Origin of the sequence: Streptomyces sp. NRRL F-5122, assembly GCF_001507435.1 — a bacterium.
GTDB classification, from domain to species: domain Bacteria; phylum Actinomycetota; class Actinomycetes; order Streptomycetales; family Streptomycetaceae; genus Streptomyces; species Streptomyces lannensis.
The window spans coordinates 38082-63088 of record NZ_LMWH01000240.1 but is presented as its reverse complement, the minus strand read 5'-3'; the positions used below and the strand labels follow the sequence as shown (position 1 = coordinate 63088).

Annotated in this window: 26 protein-coding genes and 1 pseudogene; 8 read left to right on the top strand and 19 right to left on the bottom strand. The window is 70.5% G+C overall.

Annotated elements, in window-relative coordinates; all coding sequences use genetic code 11:
• Positions 1-111: 111 nt before the first annotated feature.
• Together ADL25_RS26220 and ADL25_RS26215 are read right to left on the bottom strand one after the other, a co-directional pair.
• Complete coding sequence (locus tag ADL25_RS26220) at positions 112-1530, bottom strand: purine-cytosine permease family protein (protein WP_059130284.1); 1419 nt, start codon at positions 1528-1530, stop codon at positions 112-114.
• 161 nt (positions 1531-1691) lie between these two features.
• Positions 1692-2693 carry an NAD(P)H-dependent flavin oxidoreductase gene (locus ADL25_RS26215; protein WP_079050579.1) on the bottom strand — a complete coding sequence of 334 codons (1002 nt, stop codon included), beginning with the start codon at positions 2691-2693 and terminating at the stop codon, positions 1692-1694.
• A 209-nt stretch (positions 2694-2902) separates the two neighbouring features.
• Between ADL25_RS26215 and ADL25_RS26210 the strand changes: the two genes are divergently transcribed.
• Positions 2903-5071, top strand: a complete 2169-nt coding sequence (locus ADL25_RS26210) for an FUSC family protein (RefSeq protein WP_147318051.1) — start codon at positions 2903-2905, stop codon at positions 5069-5071.
• Positions 5072-5220: 149 nt separating this feature from the next.
• On the opposite strand, the gene ADL25_RS26205 is transcribed toward ADL25_RS26210, so the two are convergent.
• Complete coding sequence (locus ADL25_RS26205; RefSeq protein ID WP_234381044.1) at positions 5221-6396, bottom strand: PP2C family protein-serine/threonine phosphatase; 1176 nt, start codon at positions 6394-6396, stop codon at positions 5221-5223.
• Between the two features lie 521 nt (positions 6397-6917).
• Between ADL25_RS26205 and ADL25_RS26200 the strand changes: the two genes are divergently transcribed.
• Complete coding sequence (locus ADL25_RS26200; protein WP_059130282.1) at positions 6918-7364, top strand: VOC family protein; 447 nt, start codon at positions 6918-6920, stop codon at positions 7362-7364.
• 5 nt (positions 7365-7369) lie between these two features.
• Here the strand turns inward: ADL25_RS26200 and ADL25_RS26195 are convergent, their stop codons facing one another.
• Both ADL25_RS26195 and ADL25_RS26190 read right to left on the bottom strand, forming a co-directional pair.
• Entirely contained in the window at positions 7370-8137 is a 768-nt protein-coding gene (locus ADL25_RS26195; protein ID WP_059130281.1) for an SDR family NAD(P)-dependent oxidoreductase, read from the bottom strand.
• Positions 8138-8207: 70 nt separating this feature from the next.
• Positions 8208-9155, bottom strand: coding sequence for an NAD(P)-dependent oxidoreductase (locus ADL25_RS26190; protein WP_059130280.1), 948 nt, complete (start codon positions 9153-9155; stop codon positions 8208-8210).
• A gap of 344 nt (positions 9156-9499) precedes the next feature.
• On the opposite strand from ADL25_RS26190, the gene ADL25_RS26185 reads away from it, so the two are divergent.
• On the top strand, positions 9500-10138 hold the full coding sequence (locus ADL25_RS26185; RefSeq protein WP_059130279.1) for an HD domain-containing protein: 639 nt from the start codon (positions 9500-9502) through the stop codon (positions 10136-10138).
• 169 nt (positions 10139-10307) lie between these two features.
• Here the strand turns inward: ADL25_RS26185 and msrA are convergent, their stop codons facing one another.
• From msrA to ADL25_RS26160, 6 genes are all read right to left on the bottom strand, one after another.
• Positions 10308-10820, bottom strand: coding sequence for a peptide-methionine (S)-S-oxide reductase MsrA (gene msrA / locus ADL25_RS26180; RefSeq protein WP_059130278.1), 513 nt, complete (start codon positions 10818-10820; stop codon positions 10308-10310).
• A 280-nt stretch (positions 10821-11100) separates the two neighbouring features.
• Positions 11101-12309 (bottom strand): cytochrome P450, encoded by a 1209-nt coding sequence (locus ADL25_RS26175; RefSeq protein WP_059130277.1) that lies wholly within the window; start codon positions 12307-12309, stop codon positions 11101-11103.
• A gap of 27 nt (positions 12310-12336) precedes the next feature.
• Positions 12337-13710: an NAD(P)/FAD-dependent oxidoreductase gene (locus ADL25_RS26170; RefSeq protein ID WP_059130276.1), complete on the bottom strand. Its 1374-nt coding sequence runs from the start codon at positions 13708-13710 to the stop codon at positions 12337-12339.
• The gene (locus ADL25_RS26165) at positions 13700-13909 is read right to left on the bottom strand and encodes a ferredoxin (RefSeq protein ID WP_059130341.1); all 210 of its coding nucleotides are present in this window, start codon (positions 13907-13909) and stop codon (positions 13700-13702) included. The genes ADL25_RS26170 and ADL25_RS26165 overlap by 11 nt, the downstream gene beginning before the upstream one ends.
• Positions 13910-14823: 914 nt before the next feature.
• A complete protein-coding gene (locus tag ADL25_RS49865) occupies positions 14824-14979 on the bottom strand; it encodes a DUF6131 family protein (RefSeq protein WP_147318052.1) in 156 nt (51 codons plus the stop codon).
• 60 nt (positions 14980-15039) lie between these two features.
• Complete coding sequence (locus ADL25_RS26160) at positions 15040-15363, bottom strand: hypothetical protein (protein WP_059130275.1); 324 nt, start codon at positions 15361-15363, stop codon at positions 15040-15042.
• A 317-nt stretch (positions 15364-15680) separates the two neighbouring features.
• Between ADL25_RS26160 and ADL25_RS26155 the strand changes: the two genes are divergently transcribed.
• A complete protein-coding gene (locus ADL25_RS26155) occupies positions 15681-16574 on the top strand; it encodes a Rieske 2Fe-2S domain-containing protein (RefSeq protein WP_402527353.1) in 894 nt (297 codons plus the stop codon).
• Between the two features lie 16 nt (positions 16575-16590).
• Positions 16591-17067: a hypothetical protein gene (locus ADL25_RS26150; RefSeq protein ID WP_059130274.1), complete on the top strand. Its 477-nt coding sequence runs from the start codon at positions 16591-16593 to the stop codon at positions 17065-17067.
• An 8-nt stretch (positions 17068-17075) separates the two neighbouring features.
• On the opposite strand, the gene ADL25_RS26145 is transcribed toward ADL25_RS26150, so the two are convergent.
• From ADL25_RS26145 to ADL25_RS26120, 7 genes and pseudogenes are all read right to left on the bottom strand, one after another.
• Positions 17076-18122: an iron-containing redox enzyme family protein gene (locus ADL25_RS26145; protein WP_107116706.1), complete on the bottom strand. Its 1047-nt coding sequence runs from the start codon at positions 18120-18122 to the stop codon at positions 17076-17078.
• Positions 18119-18352, bottom strand: coding sequence for a CDGSH iron-sulfur domain-containing protein (locus tag ADL25_RS26140; RefSeq protein ID WP_059130273.1), 234 nt, complete (start codon positions 18350-18352; stop codon positions 18119-18121). The genes ADL25_RS26145 and ADL25_RS26140 overlap by 4 nt, the downstream gene beginning before the upstream one ends.
• Positions 18336-19037, bottom strand: coding sequence for a HemK2/MTQ2 family protein methyltransferase (locus ADL25_RS26135; protein ID WP_059130272.1), 702 nt, complete (start codon positions 19035-19037; stop codon positions 18336-18338). The genes ADL25_RS26140 and ADL25_RS26135 overlap by 17 nt, the downstream gene beginning before the upstream one ends.
• 148 nt (positions 19038-19185) lie before the next feature.
• Positions 19186-19320: pseudogene (locus ADL25_RS46500) on the bottom strand (HAD family hydrolase); the annotation flags it as partial.
• Complete coding sequence (locus tag ADL25_RS26130; RefSeq protein ID WP_059130271.1) at positions 19307-20263, bottom strand: TIGR03557 family F420-dependent LLM class oxidoreductase; 957 nt, start codon at positions 20261-20263, stop codon at positions 19307-19309. The pseudogene ADL25_RS46500 and the gene ADL25_RS26130, both read right to left, overlap by 14 nt.
• Positions 20263-20442 (bottom strand): hypothetical protein, encoded by a 180-nt coding sequence (locus tag ADL25_RS26125; protein WP_159045006.1) that lies wholly within the window; start codon positions 20440-20442, stop codon positions 20263-20265. The genes ADL25_RS26130 and ADL25_RS26125 overlap by 1 nt, the downstream gene beginning before the upstream one ends.
• A gap of 107 nt (positions 20443-20549) precedes the next feature.
• A complete protein-coding gene (locus ADL25_RS26120) occupies positions 20550-20879 on the bottom strand; it encodes an ANTAR domain-containing protein (protein ID WP_234381043.1) in 330 nt (109 codons plus the stop codon).
• A gap of 252 nt (positions 20880-21131) precedes the next feature.
• Here ADL25_RS26120 and ADL25_RS26115 point away from each other — a divergent pair, with 252 nt between their 5' ends.
• From ADL25_RS26115 to ADL25_RS26105, 3 genes are all read left to right on the top strand, one after another.
• Positions 21132-22265, top strand: coding sequence for a carboxylate-amine ligase (locus tag ADL25_RS26115; RefSeq protein WP_059130268.1), 1134 nt, complete (start codon positions 21132-21134; stop codon positions 22263-22265).
• Positions 22266-22400: 135 nt separating this feature from the next.
• Positions 22401-23429, top strand: coding sequence for an SDR family NAD(P)-dependent oxidoreductase (locus tag ADL25_RS26110; protein WP_234381042.1), 1029 nt, complete (start codon positions 22401-22403; stop codon positions 23427-23429).
• Positions 23430-23485: 56 nt separating this feature from the next.
• Positions 23486-24283 carry an Fpg/Nei family DNA glycosylase gene (locus ADL25_RS26105; RefSeq protein WP_059130266.1) on the top strand — a complete coding sequence of 266 codons (798 nt, stop codon included), beginning with the start codon at positions 23486-23488 and terminating at the stop codon, positions 24281-24283.
• A gap of 40 nt (positions 24284-24323) precedes the next feature.
• On the opposite strand, the gene ADL25_RS26100 is transcribed toward ADL25_RS26105, so the two are convergent.
• Entirely contained in the window at positions 24324-24887 is a 564-nt protein-coding gene (locus ADL25_RS26100; protein WP_059130338.1) for a cysteine hydrolase family protein, read from the bottom strand.
• Positions 24888-25007: the final 120 nt, after the last annotated feature.

Here is a 25007-nt window from a genome sequence, read left to right as displayed (position 1 = left end):
TCCGAAACGAGCCGCCCGAGGCGGGCGGGCGACGCTCCGTCCGAGCCCGCCCGCGACGCGGGTCGACTGAAAGGCGCAGTCTCTCAGCCGACCCGATCCGAACGAGAGACCCTAGACGGCCTCGGTCCTCGAGGCGGTCGCCGGCTTCGTGCGGGACTCGTTCCCGCTGGGCAGCGCCGGGTTCCGCCGGGCCAGCAGCCAGTACAGCAGCGCGGGTACCACGAGGCCGACGATCCAGGAGACGTCCGCGCCGCCCAGCGGATCGACCAGCGGACCGGTGTAGAACGCCGTGGAAAGGAAGGGCAGTTGGGCAAGCAGACCCACCGCGTACACCACGAGCGCGTCCCACCGCCAGGCGCCGTAACGGCCCTTGGGGTCGAAGAGCGCCGGGATGTCGTAGCGCTCCTTCGAGATCAGGTAGTAGTCGACCAGGTTGATGGCCGACCACGGAGTGAAGAAGGTCAGCAGGAAGAGCAGGAAATCCTTGAACGAGGCCAGGAAGCTGTCCTTGCCGAGGAGCGCGACCGCCGTGCCCGCGATCATGATCAACGCGATGTAGGCGGCCCGGCCGCGCTGGGAGAGCAGACGCCGGCCGCGGAACCCGCTGACGCTCGTGACCATCGACATGAAGCCGCCGTAGGTGTTGAGCACGTTGATGGTCAGCTTGCCGAGCGCGATCACGAAGTAGAGGAAGGACGCGATCAGGCCCGTGCCGCCGAGCCCGACGACATAGCCGACCTGGTTGGCGAGGAACTTGTCGCCGGCCGTCGCCGCCACCAGCACGCCGAACGTCATCGACCACTGCGAGCCGATCGCCGAGCCCGACAGGGTCCACCAGAAGGTGGCCCGGCCGGAGATGGTGCGCGGCAGATAGCGCGAGTAGTCCGCGACGTAGGGCCCGAACGCGAGTTGCCAGGACGCCGACAGCGACATCGCGAGCAGGAACATCGACAGCGAGAAGTGCGCGTCCTTCATCAGCGTCGAGAGGTCGACGTGATCGAGCAGGCGAATGCCCAGGTAGACGAAGGCGAGCGCGCAGATGACGCTCGCGAGCCGGCCGAGGGCGTGGATGACGCGGTAACCGACCACCGCCACGACCGCCGTGACCACGGCGAAGATCACGATGCCGCTGGTGTCGCCGGTGTGGGTCAGCTCGCCGACCGCCTGGCCCGCCAGCACCGTGCCGCTCGCGAAGAACCCGACATACATCAGGATCACCAGCAGCAGCGGGACCACGGCGCCGCGCACGCCGAACTGGGCGCGCGACTGGATCATCTGCGGAAGGCCGAGCTTGGGGCCCTGCGCGGAGTGCAGCGCCATCACGGCGCCGCCCAGCACATTGCCCACCATCAGGCCGAGGAGCGACCAGACGACGTCCCCGCCGAAGACGACGGCCAGCGCACCGGTCACCACGGCCGTGATCTGGAGATTGGCGCCGAGCCAGAGTGTGAACTGGGAGAAGGCGGTGCCGTGTCGTTCCTCGTCCGGTACGACGTCGATGGAGCGCCGCTCGACCAGAGTCTCTGTCATGATCCGCTGTCCCTCCTCGGTCGTCTTCCACGACGGACCTAGGTGTGTCGGGCATGTATAACATCATGCAGAGTTCTTGGTGACTGAATAGATTGTCAAGAGGCTGCACGTCACGAGCCTGAACAAGGACCCCGCGCCGTGGTGTCCGAGTCCCTCGAAGGTCAGAGGCGGCCGGCCAGCCGGGCGAACGTACGGGCGGCGGGTTCGGTCCTCGCGTGACGGTGGCCCGTGCCCGCCCACAGATGGATCAGCCGGGTGTCCCCGGCTGCGGTGGCCGCCCTGCGCAGCCGGCCGGTGAGGTGGTGCAGGGCCGGATAGCCGACGGGGGCGACACGGTCGTAGCGCTCGACGAAGTGATTGCGCAGTGCGCGTGCGGGCCGCCCGGTGAAAGCGCGGGTGATCACGGTCGTGTCGAAGGCGGGATCGGTCAGAGCGGCCTTGTGCGGTGCGGACGCCCCGCTCTCGTCGGTGCGCAGCAGGGCGGTGCCGACCATCGCGGCCTCCGCTCCGGCGGCGAGGACGTCGGCCACGTCGGCCGGGCCTGCGAGTCCGCCCGCGGCGATGACGGGCAACGGGACGGCGCCTCGGACCCGGGTGATCAGTTCCGGCAGCGCGACGGCCCCGGGCGGGTGCGCGGGTGTGAAGGTGGCCGAGTGCCCGCCGGCCGCCGAGGCCTGGACGATGACCGCGTCCACCCCGATCTCGGCGGCGCGGCGGGCCTCGTCGGCCGAGGTGACCGTCTGGACGACGACGGTCCCGGCCTTGCGCAGCTCGGCGACGATCGACCGACCGGGAAGCCCGAAGGTGAAGGACACCACGGGGACCGGATCGGCCAGCAAAAGGTCGATCTTGTCCCTCCAGTGGTCGTCGTCCTCGGCCGGCTCGCCGTCGGGCAGCGCGCTCGGCCCGCGCGGTGCACCTGTACGACGAACCCCGTATCGCCGTCTGCTCCCAGGACTGCGACCTGGCCCGGTCCGACCACCTGGACTGGATTCCTGGAGGCCGCCGTCGCCGCGGTGAACGGGTGAACCGCGGGAGGGGCCCGGATGCTCGGCCGCGTCCGTTCGGCGGGCGGCGGTCTTGTCCTCGCAACGGCGCGCCCGGACCGGACCGAGGACACGCGGTGCCCGCTGCCGATGTGGTTTGACTTGCGGTGCACGCATGGGACGCTGAGGAAACGTGAGCCGGTGGAGCACTGCGGTGCCGGGGCCCTGCGGGCCACGGTGCCGGCGGACCCGGCCACCGCATCGCGGACGGCCGGTCGGCGGCCCGAAAGGACGGGCGATGATGGATCCCCTCAACGGTGCGCGGTGGCTGACGGGGCGGCATGCCGCGGGGACGGCCCTCCCGGCCCTTGCCTGCTGAGGGCGAGATGCGCGGAGAAGCCCATGGCGGCGACTTTCGTGCCTCCCGGGCCCGCTGGGAGCGGCGCCAGTGGCGGGGGATGCTGCGGCTGGGGCCGTTCAACTGGCACGAGTTGTCCCTCGGCAGGGCGCTTCGCGTGGCGCTCGGCGTGGCGGTCCCGCTCGTCGTCGGGGCGATGACCCACCACCTGGACGACGGGGCGTTCGCCGCGCTGGGCGCGCTGCCCGCCGGGTTCGCGTCGTTCGAAGGCAGGGCCCGGACACGGGTCGCGGCCGTGGTGGCGGCCAGCACAGGCATGGCGGTGTCCACCTTCGTCGGCGGTGTACTGGCCGGCTCGGCCCCCTGGCTGCTGGTGCCCGTGGTGGCTCTGTGGGGGTACGCGACCGGGCTGTCGGTCTGCCTCGGCCTGTGGCTGAGCGTCGCCATCCTCCAGTGGGCGGTGGCGCTGCTGATCGCGGTCGGAATCCCGCAGAGCCCGTCGCAGGCGGCGCTGCGGGCCGGTCTGGTGCTGGCGGGGGGCCTGTTCCAGGGTGTGCTGGTCACCGCCTCGTGGACGGTGCAACGCGGCGCCGCCGAGCGGGCTGCCCTGGCCGAGTCCTACCGCAGCCTGTCCGCCTACGCGTCGGGCCTGGCCGCGGGCAGCACCGAACCGCCACCGCCGGCCGACTTCAGCGCCACAGCCGTCGTCGCCGATCCCAACCCGCTCCTTTCGGACACAACTCGCGCGATCTGTCTGAACCTCCTGGAGCAGGCCGAACGCATCCGCGCCTCGCTCGCGGCCCTGGGCGCGCACACGGCCGCTGATCCCTCGGGGGCCGTCCGGACCTTCGCTGTACGGACCTCCGAGGTCCTGGACGTCGCCGCCGAGGTGATGAGCACCAGGTCGGCCGTTCCCGCCACCCGGCTGAGGGAGTTGAACGCGGCCCTGGCCGGGCAGGCGGCCGCGGCCCGGACGAGCGGCTGGCACTGGGTCGCCGAGGCGCTCCTCGGACAACTGCGTGCCGTCGACGCCATCGTGGGCCGTATGCGAACGACCGGCAGCGGCACCGGACATGCCGGTCCTGACGAGGCGCCGGAGCGGCCGGTCCCCGGGCCGGGGGTGGAATGGACGGCCCTGACGCTCAGGGCCAATCTGACCCCGGCGGGGGAGACCGGGCGCCATGCGGTGCGGCTGGCCGTCGTCGCCGGGCTGGCCGAGCTGATGGTGCACATGACCGGCCTGTTCCAGGGCCGTTGGGTGGTGCTGACGATCTTCCTGGTGCTCAAACCGGACTTCGCCTCGACGCTGTCCCGCAGCGTGCACAGGGCGCTGGGCACGGCCGCCGGGGCAGGCCTCGGTGCGGCGGCCGCCATGCTGGCCCGTCCGCAGGACGCCGGCCTGATCGTCGGGGCGACCGTCGCCGTCGCCGCGGCCTACGCGCTGTTCTCCGTGAACTATCTGCTCTTCAGCGTCTCGCTCACCGTGTTCATCGTGATCGTCCTGGACATCCTCGGGCTGTCGGCCGAATCCACGGCCACGGCCCGCCTGGCCAACACGGCTATCGGAGCGGCGCTCGCGATCATCGCCTACTGGGCATGGCCCACCTGGGAGGGCCTCACGGCCCAGCAGAAGTTCGCACGGCTGCTCACCTCGCAGAGCGCGTACCTCACCTATCTGCTGAGCCGGCTGGGCCGGCCCGGGACGACCGACCAGGTCCGGCTGCGCGCCCTGCAGAGCGCCGCCCGCCGTGCTCGCACCGATGCCGACGCGTCCACGGCCCGACTGGCCGCCGAGCCGATCCACCCGCCGCTGACCCCGGCCGTCGCCCGGACCCTGGTCGCCGTCGTCATGCGTCTGGCACACGCGGAGCTCTCCCTGCATCTGCTTGTCCTCCAGCAGGCCGCTTCCCGGCGAGCGGCGGCCACAGGCGCGGCGGACCGGGACGAAGAGTGGCGCGGCTGTGCCGCCAGCGCTCAACTGGAGGCCTTGGCCGCCGCTCTGGGCGACACCTTGGACAAGCTGGCGGAGGCCCTTGTGACCCTGAAGGCCCCGAGCGGCCTTCCGCCCCTGCGGCGTCTGGAGGCCTCGCTGCGCGACCGGTCGCTGCCGGACGGCAGTCGCCTCCTTCCCATCACGGACAGCATCGTCGATGCCACGAACACCCTGAGCGATGTGTTGCGCCGGGAGTTCGCCTGAGCAGCGACGCCCGGCGAGGCGGTTTCGCCGCCCGACGCGCGACCGTTCCGCAGGACCACCGGCACGGCCCCGGGCCGGCGTAGGCCCCACGCACCGCTGTTGGGGCAAGCGGGTGAACGGTGGTCCTGAGACCCGGTGTCCTCGCGTCGTCAACGGGGTCGGGGGAACTCTCCGCTTGAGCGGGCGCAGTACTGCACGGCCATCATGGCGAGGTCGTCCTCCAGCGGTCGACCGGTGTAGGCGTCGAGGTCGTCACTGATGCGCTGCAGGATGGCTTCCGGCTCTCCCCACGGCCAGCCCGAGGCCCGTTCGGCAAGGGGGTAGAAATCGCCGGCGGTGTCCCGGGCCTCGATGATGCCGTCCGTGTAGAACAACAGGGTGTCTCCGGCGCCGAACGCGAAGGTGTCGGGATGGAAGGCCCCGGCCTCGTCGCCGGCCAGCCCGAACGGCGGCGCGGGATGGTCCGACTCCAGGACGTTCACATGGCCGTGATGCCTCAGCAACGGCGGTGGATGGCCGCAGTTCACGATGTCGACGAGTCCGCCGTCGTCGGGTATTTCCGCAAGGAGGGCGGTGATGAAGCACTCGCTGAACTCGGAGCCGCACTCGGTGAGTTGGGTCAGATGTCTGCGTACGCTGCGTTCCAGCGAAGCGGCCAGCTCGGCCAAGGTGTCGTGAAGGTGATCGGCGTCGTGGAAGGCGCTGATGAGGGCGGAGGCGTCATGAATGGCCGGAAGTCCCTTGCCGCGAACGTCACCGATGAGGAGGCGGGTGGCACGGCCGGTTCGGGCTGCGGCGTAGAGATCCCCACCGACACGGGCGTGTTCGGCGGCCGCCCGGTACACGGCGGCTGCCCTCAGACAGCCCATGTGCCTCGGGATCGGCCGCAGCAGTACCGTCTGGACCGCCTCCGACACCGTCCTTATCTGGTTCAGGTCCCGCACACTGCGGTCGTGGAGAGCGCGGGCGGTCATGGCAACGGCGGAGATGGCGAGCAGAGCGCCGAAGTGCAGGGGGAGGATCGGCGAGCGCAGTAGTCCGTCGTGGTGGTCGATGACCACTGTGGCCCCGCCGGCGACCACGACGACGCAGGCGGTGAACCGGGAGCCCACGAACGCTGCGGCGAGGATGGGTGCGGCGACGAGCAGAGGCGACCAGTGGCCGGCTATCGCCACAGGGGCGAAGAAGGCGCCCAGACTCGTCGCCACGATCATCAGGAGCGAGAGAGTCGCCGACGGCTGAACCAGACGTGGTCGCCCGTCCCCCTGTGGTGACACCGCGCCTGCAAGGCCGATCGAGCCGATGGTTCTGGGGATGTATCTCATTGACGCTTCCTGCATGGGGTCACTGCGTGCGCGGGGGAGGCATGTCGTACGGCCGAGGGGCCCAGCCGGTGGAAGAGATGCGGGATCGGCGGTCGGGGACGAGCCGGTTTTCGCATCACGGAATCGATGGCCGTGGTCCGGTGTCGATCCTGATCCGCTGCGGATTGTTGTGCGGCGACCTGCGACAGAGCCGACGGTCACTCCGCGAGGTAAGTCACTGTGTCCGAAATGGTGAGAGATCGGTAAAAAGCCCCGCTCCTGTCCCGTCCGGCCCAGGGGGAGTCCGGGGGGCAGTGACGCAACCAGGGCCCGGATCCGTGAACCGTGGGCAACTCCCGTTGCCCCGGTGATGGATCGTCAACCGCACGGCCCGGAAAGACGGGTTGGCGCCGTCGACCTCTCTTCACTCACGCGTCTGCCGAAGTATCTGTGCGCTGTTCCCTGCCCAGCCGCCGTTCGCGTTGTCACGCCGGTAACGTTGCGTGTGAGTGGTGATCTCCTACGGCGCATGGGGGTGTTTGATGAACCAGCAGGTGAACCTGGTGACCTTGGGCGTTCAGGACGTTCAGGTGAGCCGTCGGTTCTACAGCCAGGGCCTCGGCTGGACGCCGCTGCTCGATCTGGACGGGATCGTCTTCTACCAGATCGGCAAGGGGCTGGCCCTGGCGCTGTTTCCCCTGGCGGACCTCGGTGCCGACACCGGGCATGTGGCGACGGCCGGAACCTCGTTCACCCTCGCCCAGAACCTCGATACGCCTGCCGCGGTGGACACGGTCATGGCCAGGGCCCGTGCGGCAGGGGCAACCGTCCTCAAGGAGCCGCAGCGCGCGGCCTTCGGCGGCTACCACGGCTACTTCGCCGATCCGGACGGCCACCGCTGGGAGGTGTGCCACAACCCCGGCTGGTCGGTCGCGGCCGACGGCACCGTGACGCTCACGGCCGTCGAGGCGGCGGACATGGAGGAATGACGTCGTCAGAACCAGCCGCCGTCGACCTGGATCGTCCGGCCGGTGATGAACGAGGCGTCGTCCGACACCAGGAATGCGACAACGGCGGCGATCTCATCGGGCTGGGCCATCCTCCCCAGCGAACTGGTCGTACGGATCAGGGTGTTGAAGTCCGTGTCGAGGTCGGGGTGGACGTAGTGCGCACCGGCGTGGGCGGACATGTCCGTGACCGTTCCGCCGGGGGCGACGGCGTTGACGGTGATGCCGCGCCTGCCGAGCTCGGGGCTGAGGTTGAGCGCGATGGACTCGACGGCGGCCTTGCTCGCCGCATAAAGGGCGTGGTGGAAGACCGCCCTGTGGGCGCTGCCCGATGACGTGAGGACGATCCTGCCGCCGTCGTCCATGTGCCGCACCGCGTTCTGCACGGCGAAGAACTGGGCTCGGGTGTTGACGGCGAAGACCTCGTCGAACTCGGCCGGGGTGACGGCGTCCAGGCTGCCGAAGTGCTCGATCCCCGCGTTGCTGACCAGGATGTCGAGCCCCCCGAGAGCGTCGGCGGCCCGATCCGTCATGCGCCGGATCTGATCCGGATCGCCGACGTCCGCCTTGATTGCGGCTGCGCGCCGGCCGGTGGCGGAGATCTCGGCGGCGAGCGCTTCGGCCGCGTCGCCGCTGCTCCGGAAGCCGATCACTACATCGGCTCCGTCGGCGGCCAGTCTGCGTGCGGTCGCCGCGCCGATCCCCCGTGAGCCACCGGTGACCAGGGCCTTTCGGCCGGCGAGCCGTCCGCTCATCGGTCTCCCCCCGGACGGCCGGTCGCATCGGGCGCGGACAGCGCGGTGGATGCGGGCTCGGGTCGAGTGCTCACGAGCGGCCGCCGAGGCCGTCGTCCACTGCCACGTTCTCGGGCTCGAGGGTCATTCCGGAGTTGCGCGCCTGCTCGAGGATCAGGGACGCGAAGTCCTCCGTCGTCAGGCCCGCGCCGACGGCCGCCTGGACGAGTTGGGCGGTGGCCGAGGCGATGGGCATGGGGACCTCCAGCTCGCGTGCCGCCGCCAGCCCCAGGTCGAAGTCCTTGCGCAGCAGGACGTTGGTGAAGGTCGGCGTGAAGTCCAGGTGGACCAGCGCGGGGGACTTGTACCTGGTGAACACCGAGCCCATCACGGAGTTGTTGAGGAACTCGAGAAACGCCGACCGCGTGACGCCGCCCTTCTCCGCGAGGACCGTGATCTCGGCCAGCGACTGGGTGACGACGCCCAGGAAGACGTTGTGCGCGATCTTGACCAGACGGGCCACCTCGTCCGCACCCACATAGGTCACGGCACGTCCCAGCTGGCTCAGGAGCGGCTGGACGGCGTCGAAGACCTCGCGCGGACCCGAGACCGCGACGGTCAGCTCGCCCGCCTCGATGACCTTCGGGTTGCCGCTGACCGGTGCGGCCAGGAAACCGGTGCCGTGTTTGGCGGCGGCCGCCCGTACGAGGGCGGAGACCTGGGCGGACACGGTGGAGCTGTCGATCAGCACACCGGGTGAGGCGTTGCCCGCGGTCAGTACGCCCCCGGGGCCGGTGGTGACGGACTCCAGGTCGGGAGACGTGGCCACCATGGTGAAGACGACGTCCCGGTCGGCCAGTTCCTCCGGCCGGTCGACGACCGTCGCGCCCTTCTCGGTCAGCGGCTCGGCCTTGGCGCGGGTCCGGTTGTAGACCGCGACATCATGGCCGGCGTCGAGCAGTCTGGACGCCAGCCGGTACCCCATGCGGCCTGCACCGATCCAGCCGATGCGGGGACGGTCAGTGGCGACATGGGTCATGGTGTCTCCTCACCCCCGGAAGGCGGCCCGGCAGTTCCGGGGACACGGCCAGGCCGTTTCCCGGGGACACGGCCGGTGGCCACACACACGTGTCGACACCGTCCTCCCGGACGCCTCGGCGGTTCCGTGTGGACCTCCCACCACGCTATGCCGACCGGCCAGGTCTGTCCTGTTGCCCTCCGGACGGCGACCGGCGCCGGCAGGACAGGCGTCGGCAACGGTGAAATGCTGCTGGTGAGACCTTGTTGACGAGGGCGCCGCGCCTACCGCCAATCTGAACGGCACCTCACACGGCTCCGTAGACGCACGGGCGTCCACGGGCTGCGTGGAGGAGTGGATCAGTGATGAGCGAGAAGATCGCCGGTGTGGACGTCCCCGATACGCGGTTGGTAGCCGACGCCACGGAGTTCGTCCGGGAAGCCGAGCCGCCGCTGCTGTTCGACCACTCGCGCAGGGTGTACCTGTTCGGGATGTTGCAGGGGCAACGACGCGGTCTGAAGCCCGACCCGGAAATGGTCTATGTAGGGGCGATGTTCCACGATCTCGGGCTGACCCGGCGTTACCGGACGACCGATCAGCGTTTCGAGATCGACGGGGCGAACGAGGCGCGCCGGTTCCTCACCGACCACGAGGTGGGCCCCGACGACGTCCGCAGAGTATGGACCGCCATCGCGCTGCACACCACGCCCGGTGTCCCGGAGTTCATGGAGCCCGAGATCGCGTTGGTGACTGCTGGCGTGGAGACCGATGTGCTCGGGATCGGCCGTGACGACCTGGATCCCGAGGACCTGAGAGCCGTCACCGACGCGCATCCGCGCCCCGACTTCAAGCGCCGGATCCTGGAGGCCTTCACCGACGGTTTCAAGGACCGGCCCGACACGACCTTCGGCACGGTGAACGCCGATGTGCTGGCCCACTTCGTGCCCGGATTCCGGCGCATCGACTTCGTCGAGGTCATCCTGAACAGCTCCTGGCCGCAGTAGCCGTGCCCGGGGACCTCGCAGCCCGGCCTCGGCCGGAGCGGATCCCCAGGTGTGCATCGCGACCCGACCCCGGGCCGGGTCGCCCGGCCGTGCGGGCACCGCGGCGCGAGCGCCGTGCGCCACCCGGCGCTCCGGCACCCGAAGCCGTGCCCCGGCCCGCTACCCGCGCTCAGCGCTCCGTGCGGGCGGGCAGCCGCCACCCCGGACGCGGGAAGTGGCAGGTGTAGCCGTCGGGGTAGCGCTCCAGGTAGTCCTGGTGCTCCGGCTCGGCCTCCCAGAAGGGGCCGACCGGCTCGACCTCGGTGACGACCTTGCCCGGCCACAGTCCGGAGGCGTCCACATCCGCGATGGTGTCCTCGGCGATCCGCTTCTGCTCGTCGTCCACGTAGTAGATCGCCGAGCGGTAGCTGAGACCGATGTCGTTGCCCTGGCGGTTCTTGGTGCTGGGGTCGTGGATCTGGAAGAAGAACTCCAGGAGCGTGCGGAAGTCGGTCTTCTCGGGGTCGAAGAGGATCTCGATCGCCTCCGCGTGCGTCCCGTGGTTGCGGTACGTCGCGTTCGGCACGTCACCGCCCGTGTATCCGACCCGGGTCCCCGTCACGCCCGGGAGCTTGCGGATCAGATCCTGCATTCCCCAGAAGCATCCGCCCGCAAGCACGGCCCTCTGCGTCTGCGCTGCCATGTCGGCCCCTCCAATGTGTGTCGCCTCGGTCATTCGGGCTGCTCGGCCCGCACAGAGCCGGCATCGCATACCCTCCACACTCATCAGCGCGCCGGCGTGCCGAACAATTCCATGCCCGGCCCGCTGCCCTCGCCCGACGGCGGTCGGGCGGCCTGCGAGCGCCTCGGCGAGGGGGCGTGCCGGGTGGTGCGGTGACGCGCCCTTGCCTCGCCCTCGCCGAGAAACGTCGTTCGTGCAGGTCGGACTTGTGGTGCGGGCGGCGCGAGGCCGACGGCGCGCCCTACAACCGTACGGGCAGATGGCGGGGGCCGCGGAGCATGGCGTTCTGCCGGTAGAGAGGCGGGTCCTGAACGAGGGCCGCCGTGCCGAGGTAGGGGAGCAGCGCGCCCAGCGCGGCCTGGGCTTCGAGGCGGGCGAGTGGAGCGCCGTAGCACAGATGGACGCCGCTGCCGAAGCCGAAGTGCTCGTTGTCCGGGCGGGCGGGGTCGAACCGGTCGGGCTGGTCGAACCGCTTGGGGTCACGACTGCCCGAGGCCAGGGCCAGTACGACCGATGTGCCCTTGGGAAGGGTGGTGCCGGCGACCTCGACGTCCGAGAGCGGGATGCGCTCACGCATGTGGACCGGGGGCTCGTAGCGCAGCAGCTCCTCGATCGCGTTCGGCAGCAGCTCGGGTTCGCGACGCAGCCGGTCCAGCTGGTCCGGGTGGCGCAGCAGGGTCAGCACCCCGTTGGTGATCAGATTGACCGTGGTCTCGTGCCCGGCGATGAGCAGCAGGACGGCGGTCTGCGCGAGTTCCTCGCGGCTGAGTCGCAGGGCCGGGTCCGGCTCGTTGACGAACTCGGACAGGATGTCGTCGGTGGGGTGGCCGCGGCGCTGCTCCGCGAGGTCCACGAGGTACTGGCCCATCTCGGTCCGCGCCTGCCGGCCTGCACGGTCACGCTCGGTGGTGGTGTCGTCCGCCGGCCTGACATCGGCGGAGGCGACCAGCACGTCGGTCCACCCGCGGAACAGGGGTTCGTCCTTGCGCGGCACGCCGAGCAGCCGGCAGATGACCGTGACGGGCAGCGGGTAGGCGAAATCGTCCACGACGTCGATCTGCCGCCCGGTCCCGAGGCTCCCGAGCACTTCCTCGGTGATCCGGGTGATCTCGCCGCGCATGGCGTCGATCCGGCCCGGAGTGTGCGGCGGGCCGAAGGGCCGCATGGCCAGGGTGCGCAGCCGATGGTGCTCGGGATCGTCGAGCCGCAGGAACGGCGGCTTCGGCGCGTCCTGCGACGGACCGGGCGAGGGGGCGGTACGGCTGCGGGGGTCCGCGCTGATCCGCGGGTCGTGGAGCAGGGCGGCGACCTCGTGGTAGGTCCCGATCAGGTAGCTGCCGTCCGACTGTCGCACCACGGGACCGGCCTCGCGGAGCTCCGCGTACAGCGGGTAGGGGTCGGGGCGGTTGCCGTAGTCGGTGATGCGCTCGAGCAGGGTGTCGGCGGTCATGCGTATCGCTCCTTGTCGAGGGGCGGGTCAGCCGGTGGGCCGCACCACGGTCAGCCGGCGGTCCGGCAGATGACCGGTGAGCGCCACGGTGGGGCCGTGGTACAGCCCCTTCGGGTCCGGTACGTCGGAGGGGATCGGCACCTCGGCGGCCATCGGGCGGTCCGCCGCGCCCGCTGCGGGCGGAAACGGCGCGGCCGTCTCGATCAGGCGCTCGTAGTACTCGAGCGACTTGGCCATGTCGACGGTCACCGCGGCAGTGACCCGGCCCCGGTAGCCGTACACCATCACCAGCCGGCGTGCCTCCAGCGAGCCTTGGGCGATCACCACCTGGTCGGAGAAGGTGGGCACACCCACCGACTTGATGTTGTGCCCGAACTGACTCGACCAGAAGATCGGGACCGAGAGGTGCGGGCGCCGCATCGGCCCCGCATGGACCATGTTGTGGGCCGCCACCTCGGCCTGCGCGACGGCGTTGCCCCAGTGCTCCAGAGACAGCATCTGGTATTCGAACAGCGGGTGCGGGAAGCGCGAGACGTCGCCTGCCACGAACACGTCGTCGGTGACGATCCCGTACATGTCGAAGGCCCGGCACCCCGCGTCGCAGGCGATGCCGCGTGGTCCGGCCGCGAGTCCGCTGTCCGCGAGCCACTCGACGTTGCGGACGGCCCCCAGCGCCACGACGCACACGTCCGCATCGACACGGCTGCCGTCGGACAGATCCGCACCGGTGAACCGGCCGCCGTCGTCCCCGCGCAGTGCGGTCACCGTGACCCCGCAGCGCAGGTCGACTCCGTGGGCCCGGTGCATCGCGGCGGCGAGCTTCGACAGCGTTCCGCCGAGGGCGCCCACCAGCGGTCCGGGGCCACGTTCGGCGACCGTCACCTCCAGGCCGCGTTCCCGGCAGGCCGAGGCGATCTCCGAGCCGGTGAATCCGCCGCCGATGACCAGGACCCGCCGCGGTCCCGCGGCCAGTCGCTCGGCCAGCCCTCCGGCGTCGTCGAGGGTGCGGAGCGTGAACACCCCGTCCAGGGCGGCCTCCTCCCGCTGCGGCCAGGGCCTCGCCCGCGTCCCGGTGGTGATCAGCAACCGGTCGAACGGCACCGCGTCCCCATCGGCCAGCAGCACCCGCTTCCCCATCGGGTCCAGCCCGGTGGCGGGCACCCCCAGCCGCCACTCCGCGTCCGGATCCCGGCGCATCGGCAGCCCGGTGGTGTCGGCGGCGGCCTGGCCGAGCAGCACCTGCTTGGACAGTGGCGGCCTGTCGTAGGGCGGATGGGGCTCGTCCCCGATCACGGTCACAGGGCCGGTGAAGCCTTCCTCACGCAGCGCCTCGGCGGCCCTCAGTCCGGCCAGCGACGCGCCGACGACGACGATCCGGCCGTCCCACAGGTCACCGGCCACCGGCGCTCACCCCTTCACCGAGGAGGATCGCCTGGACCGGGCACGCGGCCGCAGCCTGACGCACCCGCTCCACCTGATCACCTGGGACGGCCGGGGTGTAGAGCAGCGCCTCGTCCCCGTGTAGCCGGAACACCCCGGGAGCGAGGAACACACACTGCGCGTAACCCTGGCAGCGCGTGAGGTCCACGACGATCTGCATCCTCATCACTCCCTCCGTCGCCTCACCCCTCGCCTTCAGAATGCGGGAAGGAACGTGAGCTCGCCCGGCCACCGCGGTGGGCCCCGGCGAGCCGCCTCGGTGCGCACATCCCGGTGCCCGGGGAGATCGCTGCTCCTCGGACAACGCGACGACCTGGGATCCGGTGGGTTCCGGGCCGTCGATGCGGGGCAGCTGAGGGAGCAGAGCTCGCCGGCGGTGTTCCGCTGTGGACTGCACCGCCCGGTGCAGGCGGGTGTTGGGGCTTGCAGGGCGATGCTGTGCGACAGTTCCCCGGCCGGCCCGAGGTCGTCTTCGCGGAAGGGCTGTTCGCGAGAGGTCCGTGCGGGCGCGACAGCTCTCATTGCACGCCGGCAGGCGTGCAGGGGGCGATGACCGCCGAGGTCGCGTTCGACTGTTCCGGCGGGTTCCACCCTCACATGGGTGCCTTCCGGCGCTCAGCCGGCTTGGGGGGCGAGGAAGGGGTTGGCCCCACGGAGCACGCGGGCCGACGGCGTCGCGGGGAACCGTGGGCGGACACCCCCCTGCGGCAGCAGCGAAGGGTGCACACACGCGCCGGAGTCGTTTGCCGCCCTCCAACAGATCCATGGCGCACGAGTCGGCCAGTCGGGGTACCACCACCCTGCACGCCGGCCGCAGGCCTCCGGCGACCGGCTGCGGCATTCGGCGGGACGGCAAGCGAAGTGTCCGGTTCCGGGGGGCAGGCGCCCCATGGCGGCAGAGTGAGGGCCCGAAAGCCCAACCGAGCTCCCGGGCCCTCGCAGCATCGCGTATCCGGGGGATGATCATTTACCCGATGCGCGAGTCAGCGATCACTTTTGCGGCAGGTCACGGGGGAGACGTATACGTCTCCCCCGAGGGCCGTCCTCCGGACCGTTTCCGCAGCGGCATGTTCGTCACCAGTAGTGCCGACGACCACCGACGGCACGCCCCGTGGCACCCAACACCCAGAGCACGAGACCGATGACCGCCAGGATGACTCCGATGGTCCACAGGATGGAGATTCCGGTGAGGAATCCGATGATCAGCAAGATAACGCCGACAATGAGCATGCTGTCCTCCGTTCGTGGCGTCGGCTTGAAGGCGCGGGCCCGGGCTCGGTGCGAGCCCGCTCAGCTTCCGAGTGCCCGCTTCAGGTCGGCCTTGTTCATGTGGGAGCGGCCTTCCACGTTGCGCCGCTTGGCTTCGGCGTAGAGCTGGTCGTAGGTCGGGCCCTGAGGACCCTTGCCCGAGCGGTGACCACCCCGCTCGCCGGAGGACATGTCCTGGGTGGAGCTGCGACTCGTGGTCCTCGACTCACCCGAGCGGGCACGTTCCTTGTTGACGGTGCGCGCGGCGATCTCCTTGGCGCGCTTTTCGCTCTCGCCCCGGTCCTGGGCGCTCTCCTTGATGTGCTCGTACTGCCGCTCACGCTTACGGCTCGACCCTGCGGGCATCGGATGTCACCCCTTTTCTTCCCTTGAGTTCTCTGCGTCGGGTACCCCGTACATCCGGATCATCACGGCTTTGCTCCGGCAACGCGACCGCGAGAAGCCCGGCTCTGTGCCGATCCCCCGGGCGGGCGCCCGGCGGGGCGGCGATCCGGGGAAGGGGTCCGAGTATGGGCCGTAAGGGTCGGGGTACTCGCGGTCGAAGCGCCGTTCGGGCCGAGCGCACCACGCGTTGCGTACGGCCTCGAAGAGGTGGCGACAAGGCCTACCGCAATACGACCAAGAGTTCGATTTCTCCCGAACGGGAAGGGGAGGTGTCCCTCATGAGGCTGACGAGCGCAGCGCAGACACCACTGGGCGACCCCCTGGCCACCGCGATGGACGCCATCGAAGATCAGCAGTGGCTCGACGGCCTCGCCGCGGGGATACGCAAGGTTGTACGTGCTGTCCCCATGGGCCGGGGCCGGGACGCCCTGCGCGGCCTGTGGCTCGGTCATCCGCTTCACCCGGTCATGGTCCAACTGCCCATCGGCGCCTGGACCTCGGCCGCGATCCTCGACCTGTTCCCCGGGGAGAGCCGTGCGGCCCGCCGTCTGGTGGTGGCCGGTCTGCTCGGTGCGGCACCGGCGGCCCTGACCGGCTGGGTGGACTGGGCGGAGCAGCGTCCGCGCCAGGCCCGCGTGGGTCTCGTCCATGCCGCGTCGAACCTCGCCGCCGTAAGCGCGTACGCCGCCTCCCTCGCGGCGCGCAGGCGCCATCGCAACATGGTGGGCCGCATGCTCGGCTTCGCGGGTCTGACGATGGCCACGGTCGGGGGCACGCTCGGCGGCCATCTCGCCTACCGGCAGGCGGCCGGCGTCAACCATGCGGAGGCCGTGCCGGTTCTGGTCGAGCCCGGATGGCACCGGATCGGGGTGCTGGACGAATTCCCGGTCGGCGAGCCCGTACGGCGGACGGCCGACGAGGTGTCGCTGCTCGTGGTGCGTGACGGGGACGGCCGGCTGAACGCCCTCGCCGACCGGTGCAGCCACATGGACGGGCCGCTCCACGAGGGCAACGTGCTCGACGGCTGCGTCACCTGCCCATGGCACGGAAGCGAGTTCCGGCTGTCGGACGGCGTGAACGTGCACGGTCCCGCCACCGCGCCGCAGCCTTCTTTCGAGTGCCGGGTCTCCGCCGGTGGCGACGTCGACGTCCGCCTGCCGGTGACGGCCTGAACGGCAGGGAGACGCCATGGGACCGGAAGCTCTGGAGATCTATCTCAACGACCATCTGGCCGGTGCGACCGCGGGGCAGTTCATGTCACGTCACCTGGCCGAGCACCACCGTTCCTCGTCGCACGGCGGCGCGTTGCGCCACGTGGCGGACGAGATCGCCGAGGATCGGCGGTACCTCCTGGAGATGATGGACGCCCTCGGCGTACCGGCCCACCGCTACAAGGTGTACGCCGCTCGTCTCGGCCAGATGGCATGTCAGTTGAAACTCAACGGGCGGGTGACCCGGCGCTCGGGGCTGAGCAGCGTCCTTGAACTGGAGACCCTGCGCCTGGGCATCGAGGGCAAGAGCCTGCTGTGGCAGACCCTGTTGTCGCTCCCGTCGGCCAAGGGCCTCGACCGGGCACGGCTGCAGGACCTTCTGGACCGTGCGCGGCACCAGATCGACACCGTCGAGGGCATGCGCCGTGAAGGGGCGGTCACCGTCTTCGGCTGACAGGACGCTCACTCGGGCGCTTGCGACTGCGGTGGCGCGGTCAGAGGGGTTTTCAGGGCGCTCCGGCCGTGCCGCCACGCCTCGAGCAGGGTCGCGGCAAGACGACGGTCGAGTTCTGCGGTCGTGTCGATACCGAACACGGCGTCGGCCTCCAGGCCCGGCTCGTCGGCCAGCAGACCGCCGATGACCTCACGGCGAACGACCTGTTCGTGCACGGCGTCGGCCTCCACGTGTTCGTCGTAGAAGCGCTCGGCGGCGGGGCCCGCGCCGGTGCGGCGCATGGCCCGGGCCAGGCGCCTCGAAGCGGGGGACGAGGTCACCTCGACCGCGGCGAAGTGACCGACCAGCGCACCACGCCAGAGGCGATGCAGCCCGAACAGGGACATGAGGTTCACCGTGGCCAGTGCCTCGGCGGGCGCGGCGTCCAGGTAGTGGCCGTATGTGTTGTCCAGCCCCAGGTCGGCCATGAGATTCGCGAAGAGGGTCGCGTGGATGTCCTCGGCGCGACCGGCCCCGAACTCGTCGAACTCCACGGCCACCATGCCGGCCTTGGCCCTGCCGCGCAGCCTCGGGACGACCCACGCGTGCGGGTCGGCCTCCTTCAGGTGGTAGAGAGACCTGATCGCCGCGTATTCACGCAACTGCCAGAGTTCGCCGTGGTGTTGGAGGAAGTGGGTGACACTGCTCCCGTCGTCCCGAGTCGGCTCCGCCAGGAGGTCGTCGAGCGCCCGGCCCACGGATCTGCCTGCTCGGGCGACATCATGGCGGAGGGCGTCGACGAAGTGGTCCTCCAGTGTGGCGCGCAGACTCAGCAGACGGGGATCCCACTCGCGGCGGGGGTCCACACCCTCGAAGCCCCAGTAGTGCAGCTCGTAGAGGCTGTAGAGGGCCAGTTGCAGATCGTCGCCGTACGGATCCGCTCGCACGACTTCGGCGGACGTCGGCAGCTCACCCGAGTCTCCCCTCGACACGACCACGACGGCGGACGAGATGTCGCCCCGTGGGCGCGGCGGCGCCGGGCCCACGCGCACGGGTGACGGCGGGGGTGCCATCATGACGCTTCGCCCTCCTCGTGTGTTCCGGGGCATCCGGCCGTCCGGCGGCGATGGCTGGTGTCGCACCACGGGTAGATGGCGCTGCGTCGGCACATGCACACGGCGACGACGAACCGAGTGGACACGGCCACCGTCCCGTCGGCGAGAGTGACCTCCACCGGGCCCGGTACGAGCAGCGGGCCGTCGTCGGTGAGCACGACGCGGCACGGTCGTTCAGGCTTGCTGGGCACGGATGATCACCAGCTCTTCGAACATGTCCTGGGGCGTGACCAGTCGGCGGTCGCGCAGCCAGGGGAGCCGGGAGCGCAGAACGGGGCCGAACGGTATGCGGATGCGATCGCTGACGGCGGCCCGGAGTCCGGATCCGGACAGTCTGAGCAGGGTTGTGTCGGGTCCGCTCAGTGCAGACTGCACCATCAGCAGTACGCCGCCGGGACGCAGCGCCTGCGGTACCTCCTCACAGAGGCGGTCGAGGACCGCCCGCCCGTCCTGGCCGGCGTTCCACGCCGAGCCGAGTGCGGTGCGGCCGTCACCGATGTGTGTGCCATGAGGGGGAGACCCCGGGGCGGGGACATAGGGCGGGTTGCAGACCACCAGGTCGAATCGTCGGCCCCGTATCGGTGACAGCAGATCCCCACGGCGGACATCGATGTGCTGTCCTGCCCGCAGCGCGTTCAGACGTGCGGTGGCCACGGCACGCCGGGCGATGTCCGTCGCGGTGACGCGAGCGCCCTGCTGCGCGGCGTAGACGGCCAGCGTGCCGTTGCCCGTGCCCAGGTCGAGGACGTCCGTCCCCGGTGCGAGTGCCTCCCTCCAAAGAGCCGTCGCCAGGAACAGCGTGTCGGCTTGAGGTGCGTACACCCCTGGCGGAGTCGCGAGTGACGCAAGCCAAGGGGGTGCGGTGGGTACCGTCATCGAGGCACCTCCGTTCAGGCCCCGAGGAGACCCTACGGGCAGTGGCCGCAGGCTCGGGTCTCCACCCTGCGTACCCCTTCTGAGCAGGGGCAATCCCTTCACATGGGGCGTTTGGGGCGTTGCGCTACGTGAGCGGTGGGGCCCCTCGTCGGCCGCCGGCCCGGCGGAACGCCTCCCACCACGGCACCACGTCCAGGTGGTTGGTGTCCACGAGGGTGCCGTCCACGTCGAACACCGCGGCTCGTCCTGTCCCGGAGCCCTGCCCGCCCTCAGTGGCGAACACGGGGAAGCACCTTCGTACGGTAGAAGTCGAAGAAGCCTTGCTGGTCCTGGCCGATCTGGTTGACGTACACGGTGTCGAATCCGGCCTCGGCGTACGCGGTCAGAGCTTCGATGTGCGTGTCCGGATCGTCGCCGCAGCAGACGGCCCTCTCGACCTGTTCCCGGGTGACGAGCGCGGAGGCCTGCTCGAAGTGGCGGGGCGTGGGGAGTATCTGCGCGAGTTCCCCGGGCAGTTGCTCGTTGGCCCACAGACGGTGGGCGGTCCGTACGGCCTCGTCCTTGTTCGGCCCCCAGCAGACCTTCAGCCCGCCGTACGCGGGTTTGGTGCCGCCGCCGCTCCGCCGGAAGCGGTCGATCATGTCGCCGTCGGGCATCATCGTGATCAGCCCGTCCCCGATGCGCGCGGCGGCCTCGGCGGCGTGCGGCCCGAACGCGGAGACGTCGATCGGTACGGGCTCCTCGGGCCGGGTGTACAGACGGGCGTTCTCCACGGTGTAGTGCGTGCCGCGATGGCTGACCTGCTCCCCGGTGAACAACTGCCGGATGATCTGCAGAGCCTCCTCGAGCATCTCCAGGCGAACCGGAGCCTCGGGCCAAGGGCCGCCGAGGATGTGCTCGTTCAGGGCCTCACCGGTACCCACCCCCAGCCGGAACCTGCCGCCCAACTGCACCGCGGCGGTGGCCGCGGCCTGTGCGATCACGGCCGGGTGGGTGCGGACGAGGGGGCAGGTGACGGCCGTCTCAACCGGGAGGGACACGGCCTCGGAGAGGGCGCCGATCACCGACCAGACGAAAGGGCTCTGGCCCTGCTCGTCGTTCCAGGGATGGTAGTGGTCCGAGATCCACAACGCGGTGAAGCCCGCCTGCTCCGCCATCCGCGCCTGTTCGACAAGCGCATGCGGGCTGTGCTCCTCGCATGACAGGAAGTACCCGAACTGGGTCATCACGCCTCCTGGTAGATCACGTGCCGTTCGACGGTGCGGCCGGGTACCCGGCGAAGCGCCGGGCTGAACCTGAGCCGTGCCGGGACGGTGGCCTCGGGTACCCGGGCGTCGGAGGGGCGGGCGGCCGTCTCCCGGTCGAGGCGATCGATGTGGGGGTGGATCCAGCCGTTCACGGTCAAGCACGGACGACCAGCGGTGAATGTGAGGGTGCGGAGCCCTTCCCGCGCGGGGACGATCACGGGAGGCGGTCCGTGAACCGGCTGAAGACCAAGGCGTCAGGCACCGTTCACTCGGCCGCTCGGGACTGCAGCCGGGGTGCGAGTTCATCGCGGATGTCCGCCGGGAGGTGCTCGTTCTGAGCCCAGTCCACCACCAGCTCCGCAACCTGGCGCAGCTTGGTGTTGGTGCACATGGAAGTCTCACGGAGCGCGTCCCAGGCCTCTTCAGGCGTGATCCGTCCTACGGCGACGAGGACGCCGATGGCCTGGTCGATCAACGCGTGTGCGGTGACTGCGTGCCGCAGGTGAGTCACCTCGGTCTCCAGTTCCCTGATGCGGTCGGAGCGTGACTCCAGCTCCTGGACCACTCCAGGAACCCTGCCGGCGTGAGCGTCCACGTCGCCTCCGTGACATGGGAGTGGTCGGGACTCCAAGGCCGATATTGCCTTGTCCAGCGCGGCGCACGCGCTGCTTGACCCATGAAGGTTCCCTTTCACCGTTGCACCGAAGCCGCCGCGGTGCAAAACAGCCCGGTCGACGGCCGCCGCTCCGAGGCTCGGAAGGCGGCATCACAAGGACTGCATCAGTTGCCCCCTCGGGGTACCCGGTGCCGTGTCCGAGGCACACCAACGCGGGAGGACGGGTCGTACATGGGCGCAGCCGGTAGTGCCATCACGCTGGGTGTGGAAGAGGAGTACGTTCTGCTCGACGCGCGCAGTGGGTTGCCCGCACCGACGGCGGGACAGGTGGAGGTCGCGGCCGGTCTGGAGCCCACGCTGGCGGGCGGCGAGGTCGACAGGGAGTTGCTGCAGGCGCAGATCGAGGTGGCCACACCGGTGTGCGGGGACCTGGCGGAGGTGGCCGCGCATCTGGTGCGGCTGAGGGAGGCCGTGGGCAGGGCGGCACGGCGCAGCGGCTGCGTGGCCGCGGCGACCGGCGCCGCCCCTGTGGCCGCCCGCACCGCGGTGCCGGTAACGCCGCTGCCTCGCTATGAGGACATGCACAGTGAGGCGGCGCTTCTGGTCGACGAGCAGCTGATCTGCGGTATGCACGTGCACGTGGCCGTTCCCGGCCGGTCGCTGGGGGCCGGTGCGCTGGCGCGGTTGCGGCCGTGGCTGGCGGTACTGGTCGCGCTCGGTGCCAATTCCCCGTTCTGGCAGGGCAAGGACAGCGGGTTCGCCAGTTGGCGCACGGTGGTGTTCGGCCGGTGGCCGGCCAGCGGTGTGCCGCCGTTCGCCGCGGACGCCACGCAGTACGAGCAGCGTGTCGGGGAGCTGCTGGCCACCGGCGTGATACCGGATCGGGGTCAGCTGTACTGGCAGGCCCGGCTCTCCGACTGCTATCCGACGCTGGAGGTCCGGGCGCCGGACGTGCAGATCGACGTGGACAGCGCGGTGACGCTCGCCGGTCTGGTCCGAGCACTGGTCGCCACCGGTCTGGACGAGACCCACTCGGGTCTTGTCGCCCCGAATCCGCCGGCCGGCATCCTCACCGCGGCCGGCTGGCACGCGGCCCGTCACGGTCTGAGCGATGTGCTGGTCGATCCGCGCAGCGGAAAGCCCGCACCGGCCGGACAGGTTGCCGAGACGCTGTACGACCATGTTGCCCCCGCCCTGCGCAGGTTCGGTGACCACGACTGGGTCGCCGAAGGCCTGCACAGGATGCTCGACGCCGGTACGGGAGCCGACCGGCAGCGTGCCGCCCTCCGCAGGGGCGGTCTGCACGCACTCCTGGACCTGGTCACCGAGGACGCGGCCGGAGCGGCCACCGACCTGCCGCGGTGACACCGTGCGCACATCCCTGTTCTTCCGGCGCCCGGCCGGCCCGGCAGGCGACCCTCGGTCGGCACGCCGTGTGAGCCTGCGCCACCGCGGTACCCGCAACCACGGTGCCCCACTCAGGCCCGGAAGGTGGACGTGATGACGTTGCTTCTGTCCCGCTCGCACGAAGATTCCATGTCAGGACTCTCCGCGGTGGTCACGGGCGGCTCACGCGGCCTTGGACTGCTGCTCGCCGAACAACTGCTCATCCGGGGGTGCGCGGTCACGATCGCGGCCCGGGACGAGGAGGAGCTCGGCCGGGCGCGGGAGTTCCTGACCGAGAGGTGCCCCGACGCACGCGTGCGCACCGCGCCCTGTGACGTGACCGACCGTGCGACGGTCGCCTCACTGATGACGCACGCCGCCGAAGCACAGGGCGGGATCGACGTGGTGATCGCGAACGCGGGCATCATCCAGGTCGCGCCGGTGGAGTCGATCGGGGTCGACGAGTTCCGGTCGGCCATGGAGACCATGTACATGGGTGCCGTGCACACCTCGCTCGAAGCCCTGCCATGGCTGCGCCGCGGCCGGGGCGACGGACGCCTGGCACTGATCGGCTCGGTCGGCGGACTCCTCGCCGTACCGCACCTGCTGCCCTACTCGTGTGCCAAATCCGCCGTCGCCGCCCTTGCCGAGGGCCTGCACACCGAACTACGGGGCCACGGCGTGAGCGTGACGGCGGTCCACCCCGGGCTGATGCGGACCGGTTCACACCTGGCCGCGGAGTTCGGCGGTAACGAGGGCGCGGAGTTCGCCTGGTTCTCGGCGCTCGCGGGCAGCCCAGTGGTCTCGATGGACGCGCGCCGCGCCGCCGACCGCATCGTGACCGCCGTTGAGCGGCGCCGGGCCCGTATCGTGCTCACCCCGATGGCGAAGGCGGCCGGCCTCACCCACGGGGTGGCCCCTGCACTGACCACCCGGCTCAGCGCGCTGGCGGCCCGGGCACTGCCGCGCTCCCCGGAAGGGAGCGGGGCCGGGGGTCTGCACCCGGGCCGGGACATCGAACCGGGCCCGGACAGGTCGGGGCATCCGGTGGCAGCGCGACTGCGTGACTGGGGCAGCGCTCTCAACGATCGCGCGGCCCGACGGCTGAACCAGCGGGCGCACCACGCGCACGGCGGCGGGTAGCAGGCGGCGGGACCGGCCGACTGCCGGGGGGACGCGGAAAGACGGGAAACGAGCCCATGCCCGAGCTCCCGGATGTCGAGGCGTACCGCCAGGTGCTCATGAACTGCGGTCGCCGTCGGTGTGTCACGGACATCGAGGTGCGCGACGCAGGGGTGCTGCGGGGTGTCACCGAGAAGCGGCTGCGCAGGGAGCTGACGGGCCGACGTCTGGGGAAGGCCTGGCGTCACGGCAAGTGGCTGTTCGTGCCGACCGACGGCGAGTCCACCCTGGTCTGTCACTTCGGTATGACCGGATCGCTGAGATGCTGCCGCCCCGACGAGCCGGTCGAACCGCACGACCGCATCGTGCTGACCCTCGACGAGGCCCGCGAGCTGCGCTATCACGATCAACGCAAGCTTCAGGGCGTACGGTTGGCCGACGAGTACACCGTCGACCGGATCGTGGAGGGTCTGGGTCCCGACGCCCTGACCGTGGACCGAGCGGAGTTCCTGGACCTGCTGTCGGGGCGGCGTGGCGCAGTCAAGAGCGCGCTGATGGACCAGTCCGTGATCGCCGGTCTCGGAAACCTCCTGTGCGACGAGATCCTCTGGCGGGCTCGGGTGGATCCCCGGACGCCGGCCCGGGACCTGGGCGGGACGGCACTGCGCCGCATCCACTCCGCGATGGGCCGGGTACTCACGGCGTCCGTGCGGGTCGGTCGCGTGCCCCCTCGCCGCTCCTGGCTCACCGGGCGCAGGGACGACGACGAACCGTCGTGCCCCCGCTGCGGCGCATCCCTGCGCTCGACCCGTGTCGCCGGGCGCAGAACACTGTGGTGCCCGAGGTGCCAGATCTCGGCGAAGGGCGACCGGTGAGCGGGCGGGCCGCGCGTCGACGCCCGGTCGGGGGACCGGGTCAGCCGGCCGGGGGCGTGAAACCGACCTCCTGCGCCCTGACGATTCGGGCCGCCATGTTGCGCTCCATCATCTCCAGGGCCGCACCCTCCAGATGGGGGTGGATGGAGGCGACGGCATCCTTCGGGACCGTGACGTCCAGGTGGCGGATGTGGGCGTCCAGGGCCGAGTAGAGAACGCACTGCTCGGTGACCTGGCCGCACAGCACCACATGCCCTACGTCCAGTTGCCACAGCAAGTAGGACATGGGCGTCTCGTAGAAGATGGAATGGCGCGCCTTCACCACGAAGAGGGAGTCGTCGTCGGGCCTGATCGGCTCGACCAGATATGGGCGGGGACCGGCCAGCGCGGCCTCCACAAGTTCTCCCTGGTGGGAACGCCACAGTCCGAAGTTGTCGTTTGCGTAGATTACCGGCGTGTCGCTCGTGCGGGCTCTGCCGATCAGCTCCGCGAGGACCGGCACAACACGCTCGGCGGACGGCACGAGCAGCTCGGCGTCCTTGTGCTCGTACGTGTTGATCATGTCGATCACCACGAGTGCGCTGCCCCCCTGCCCTTCGGGCATGTGCACCCCGTCCACCACCTCGTGCCGTCGGTCGCGGGAACACCCCGGCGCGGGACAATCGCATGCCACCGTCGTCATCGTGCTTGTCGACGACGGTCCGAGTACCCGGGTGGAGCTGGC

Coding starts and splice junctions, on each gene's coding strand:
- ADL25_RS26220 (WP_059130284.1), bottom strand. CDS start 1,530: ATGACAGAGACTCTGGTCGAGCGGCGCTCCATCGACGTCGTACCGGAC.
- ADL25_RS26215 (WP_079050579.1), bottom strand. CDS start 2,693: ATGCGTGCACCGCAAGTCAAACCACATCGGCAGCGGGCACCGCGTGTC.
- ADL25_RS26210 (WP_147318051.1), top strand. CDS start 2,903: ATGCGCGGAGAAGCCCATGGCGGCGACTTTCGTGCCTCCCGGGCCCGC.
- ADL25_RS26205 (WP_234381044.1), bottom strand. CDS start 6,396: ATGAGATACATCCCCAGAACCATCGGCTCGATCGGCCTTGCAGGCGCG.
- ADL25_RS26200 (WP_059130282.1), top strand. CDS start 6,918: ATGAACCAGCAGGTGAACCTGGTGACCTTGGGCGTTCAGGACGTTCAG.
- ADL25_RS26195 (WP_059130281.1), bottom strand. CDS start 8,137: ATGAGCGGACGGCTCGCCGGCCGAAAGGCCCTGGTCACCGGTGGCTCA.
- ADL25_RS26190 (WP_059130280.1), bottom strand. CDS start 9,155: ATGACCCATGTCGCCACTGACCGTCCCCGCATCGGCTGGATCGGTGCA.
- ADL25_RS26185 (WP_059130279.1), top strand. CDS start 9,500: ATGAGCGAGAAGATCGCCGGTGTGGACGTCCCCGATACGCGGTTGGTA.
- msrA (WP_059130278.1), bottom strand. CDS start 10,820: ATGGCAGCGCAGACGCAGAGGGCCGTGCTTGCGGGCGGATGCTTCTGG.
- ADL25_RS26175 (WP_059130277.1), bottom strand. CDS start 12,309: ATGACCGCCGACACCCTGCTCGAGCGCATCACCGACTACGGCAACCGC.
- ADL25_RS26165 (WP_059130341.1), bottom strand. CDS start 13,909: ATGCAGATCGTCGTGGACCTCACGCGCTGCCAGGGTTACGCGCAGTGT.
- ADL25_RS49865 (WP_147318052.1), bottom strand. CDS start 14,979: ATGCTCATTGTCGGCGTTATCTTGCTGATCATCGGATTCCTCACCGGA.
- ADL25_RS26160 (WP_059130275.1), bottom strand. CDS start 15,363: ATGCCCGCAGGGTCGAGCCGTAAGCGTGAGCGGCAGTACGAGCACATC.
- ADL25_RS26155 (WP_402527353.1), top strand. CDS start 15,681: ATGAGGCTGACGAGCGCAGCGCAGACACCACTGGGCGACCCCCTGGCC.
- ADL25_RS26150 (WP_059130274.1), top strand. CDS start 16,591: ATGGGACCGGAAGCTCTGGAGATCTATCTCAACGACCATCTGGCCGGT.
- ADL25_RS26145 (WP_107116706.1), bottom strand. CDS start 18,122: ATGATGGCACCCCCGCCGTCACCCGTGCGCGTGGGCCCGGCGCCGCCG.
- ADL25_RS26135 (WP_059130272.1), bottom strand. CDS start 19,037: ATGACGGTACCCACCGCACCCCCTTGGCTTGCGTCACTCGCGACTCCG.
- ADL25_RS26130 (WP_059130271.1), bottom strand. CDS start 20,263: ATGACCCAGTTCGGGTACTTCCTGTCATGCGAGGAGCACAGCCCGCAT.
- ADL25_RS26115 (WP_059130268.1), top strand. CDS start 21,132: ATGGGCGCAGCCGGTAGTGCCATCACGCTGGGTGTGGAAGAGGAGTAC.
- ADL25_RS26110 (WP_234381042.1), top strand. CDS start 22,401: ATGACGTTGCTTCTGTCCCGCTCGCACGAAGATTCCATGTCAGGACTC.
- ADL25_RS26105 (WP_059130266.1), top strand. CDS start 23,486: ATGCCCGAGCTCCCGGATGTCGAGGCGTACCGCCAGGTGCTCATGAAC.
- ADL25_RS26100 (WP_059130338.1), bottom strand. CDS start 24,887: ATGCCCGAAGGGCAGGGGGGCAGCGCACTCGTGGTGATCGACATGATC.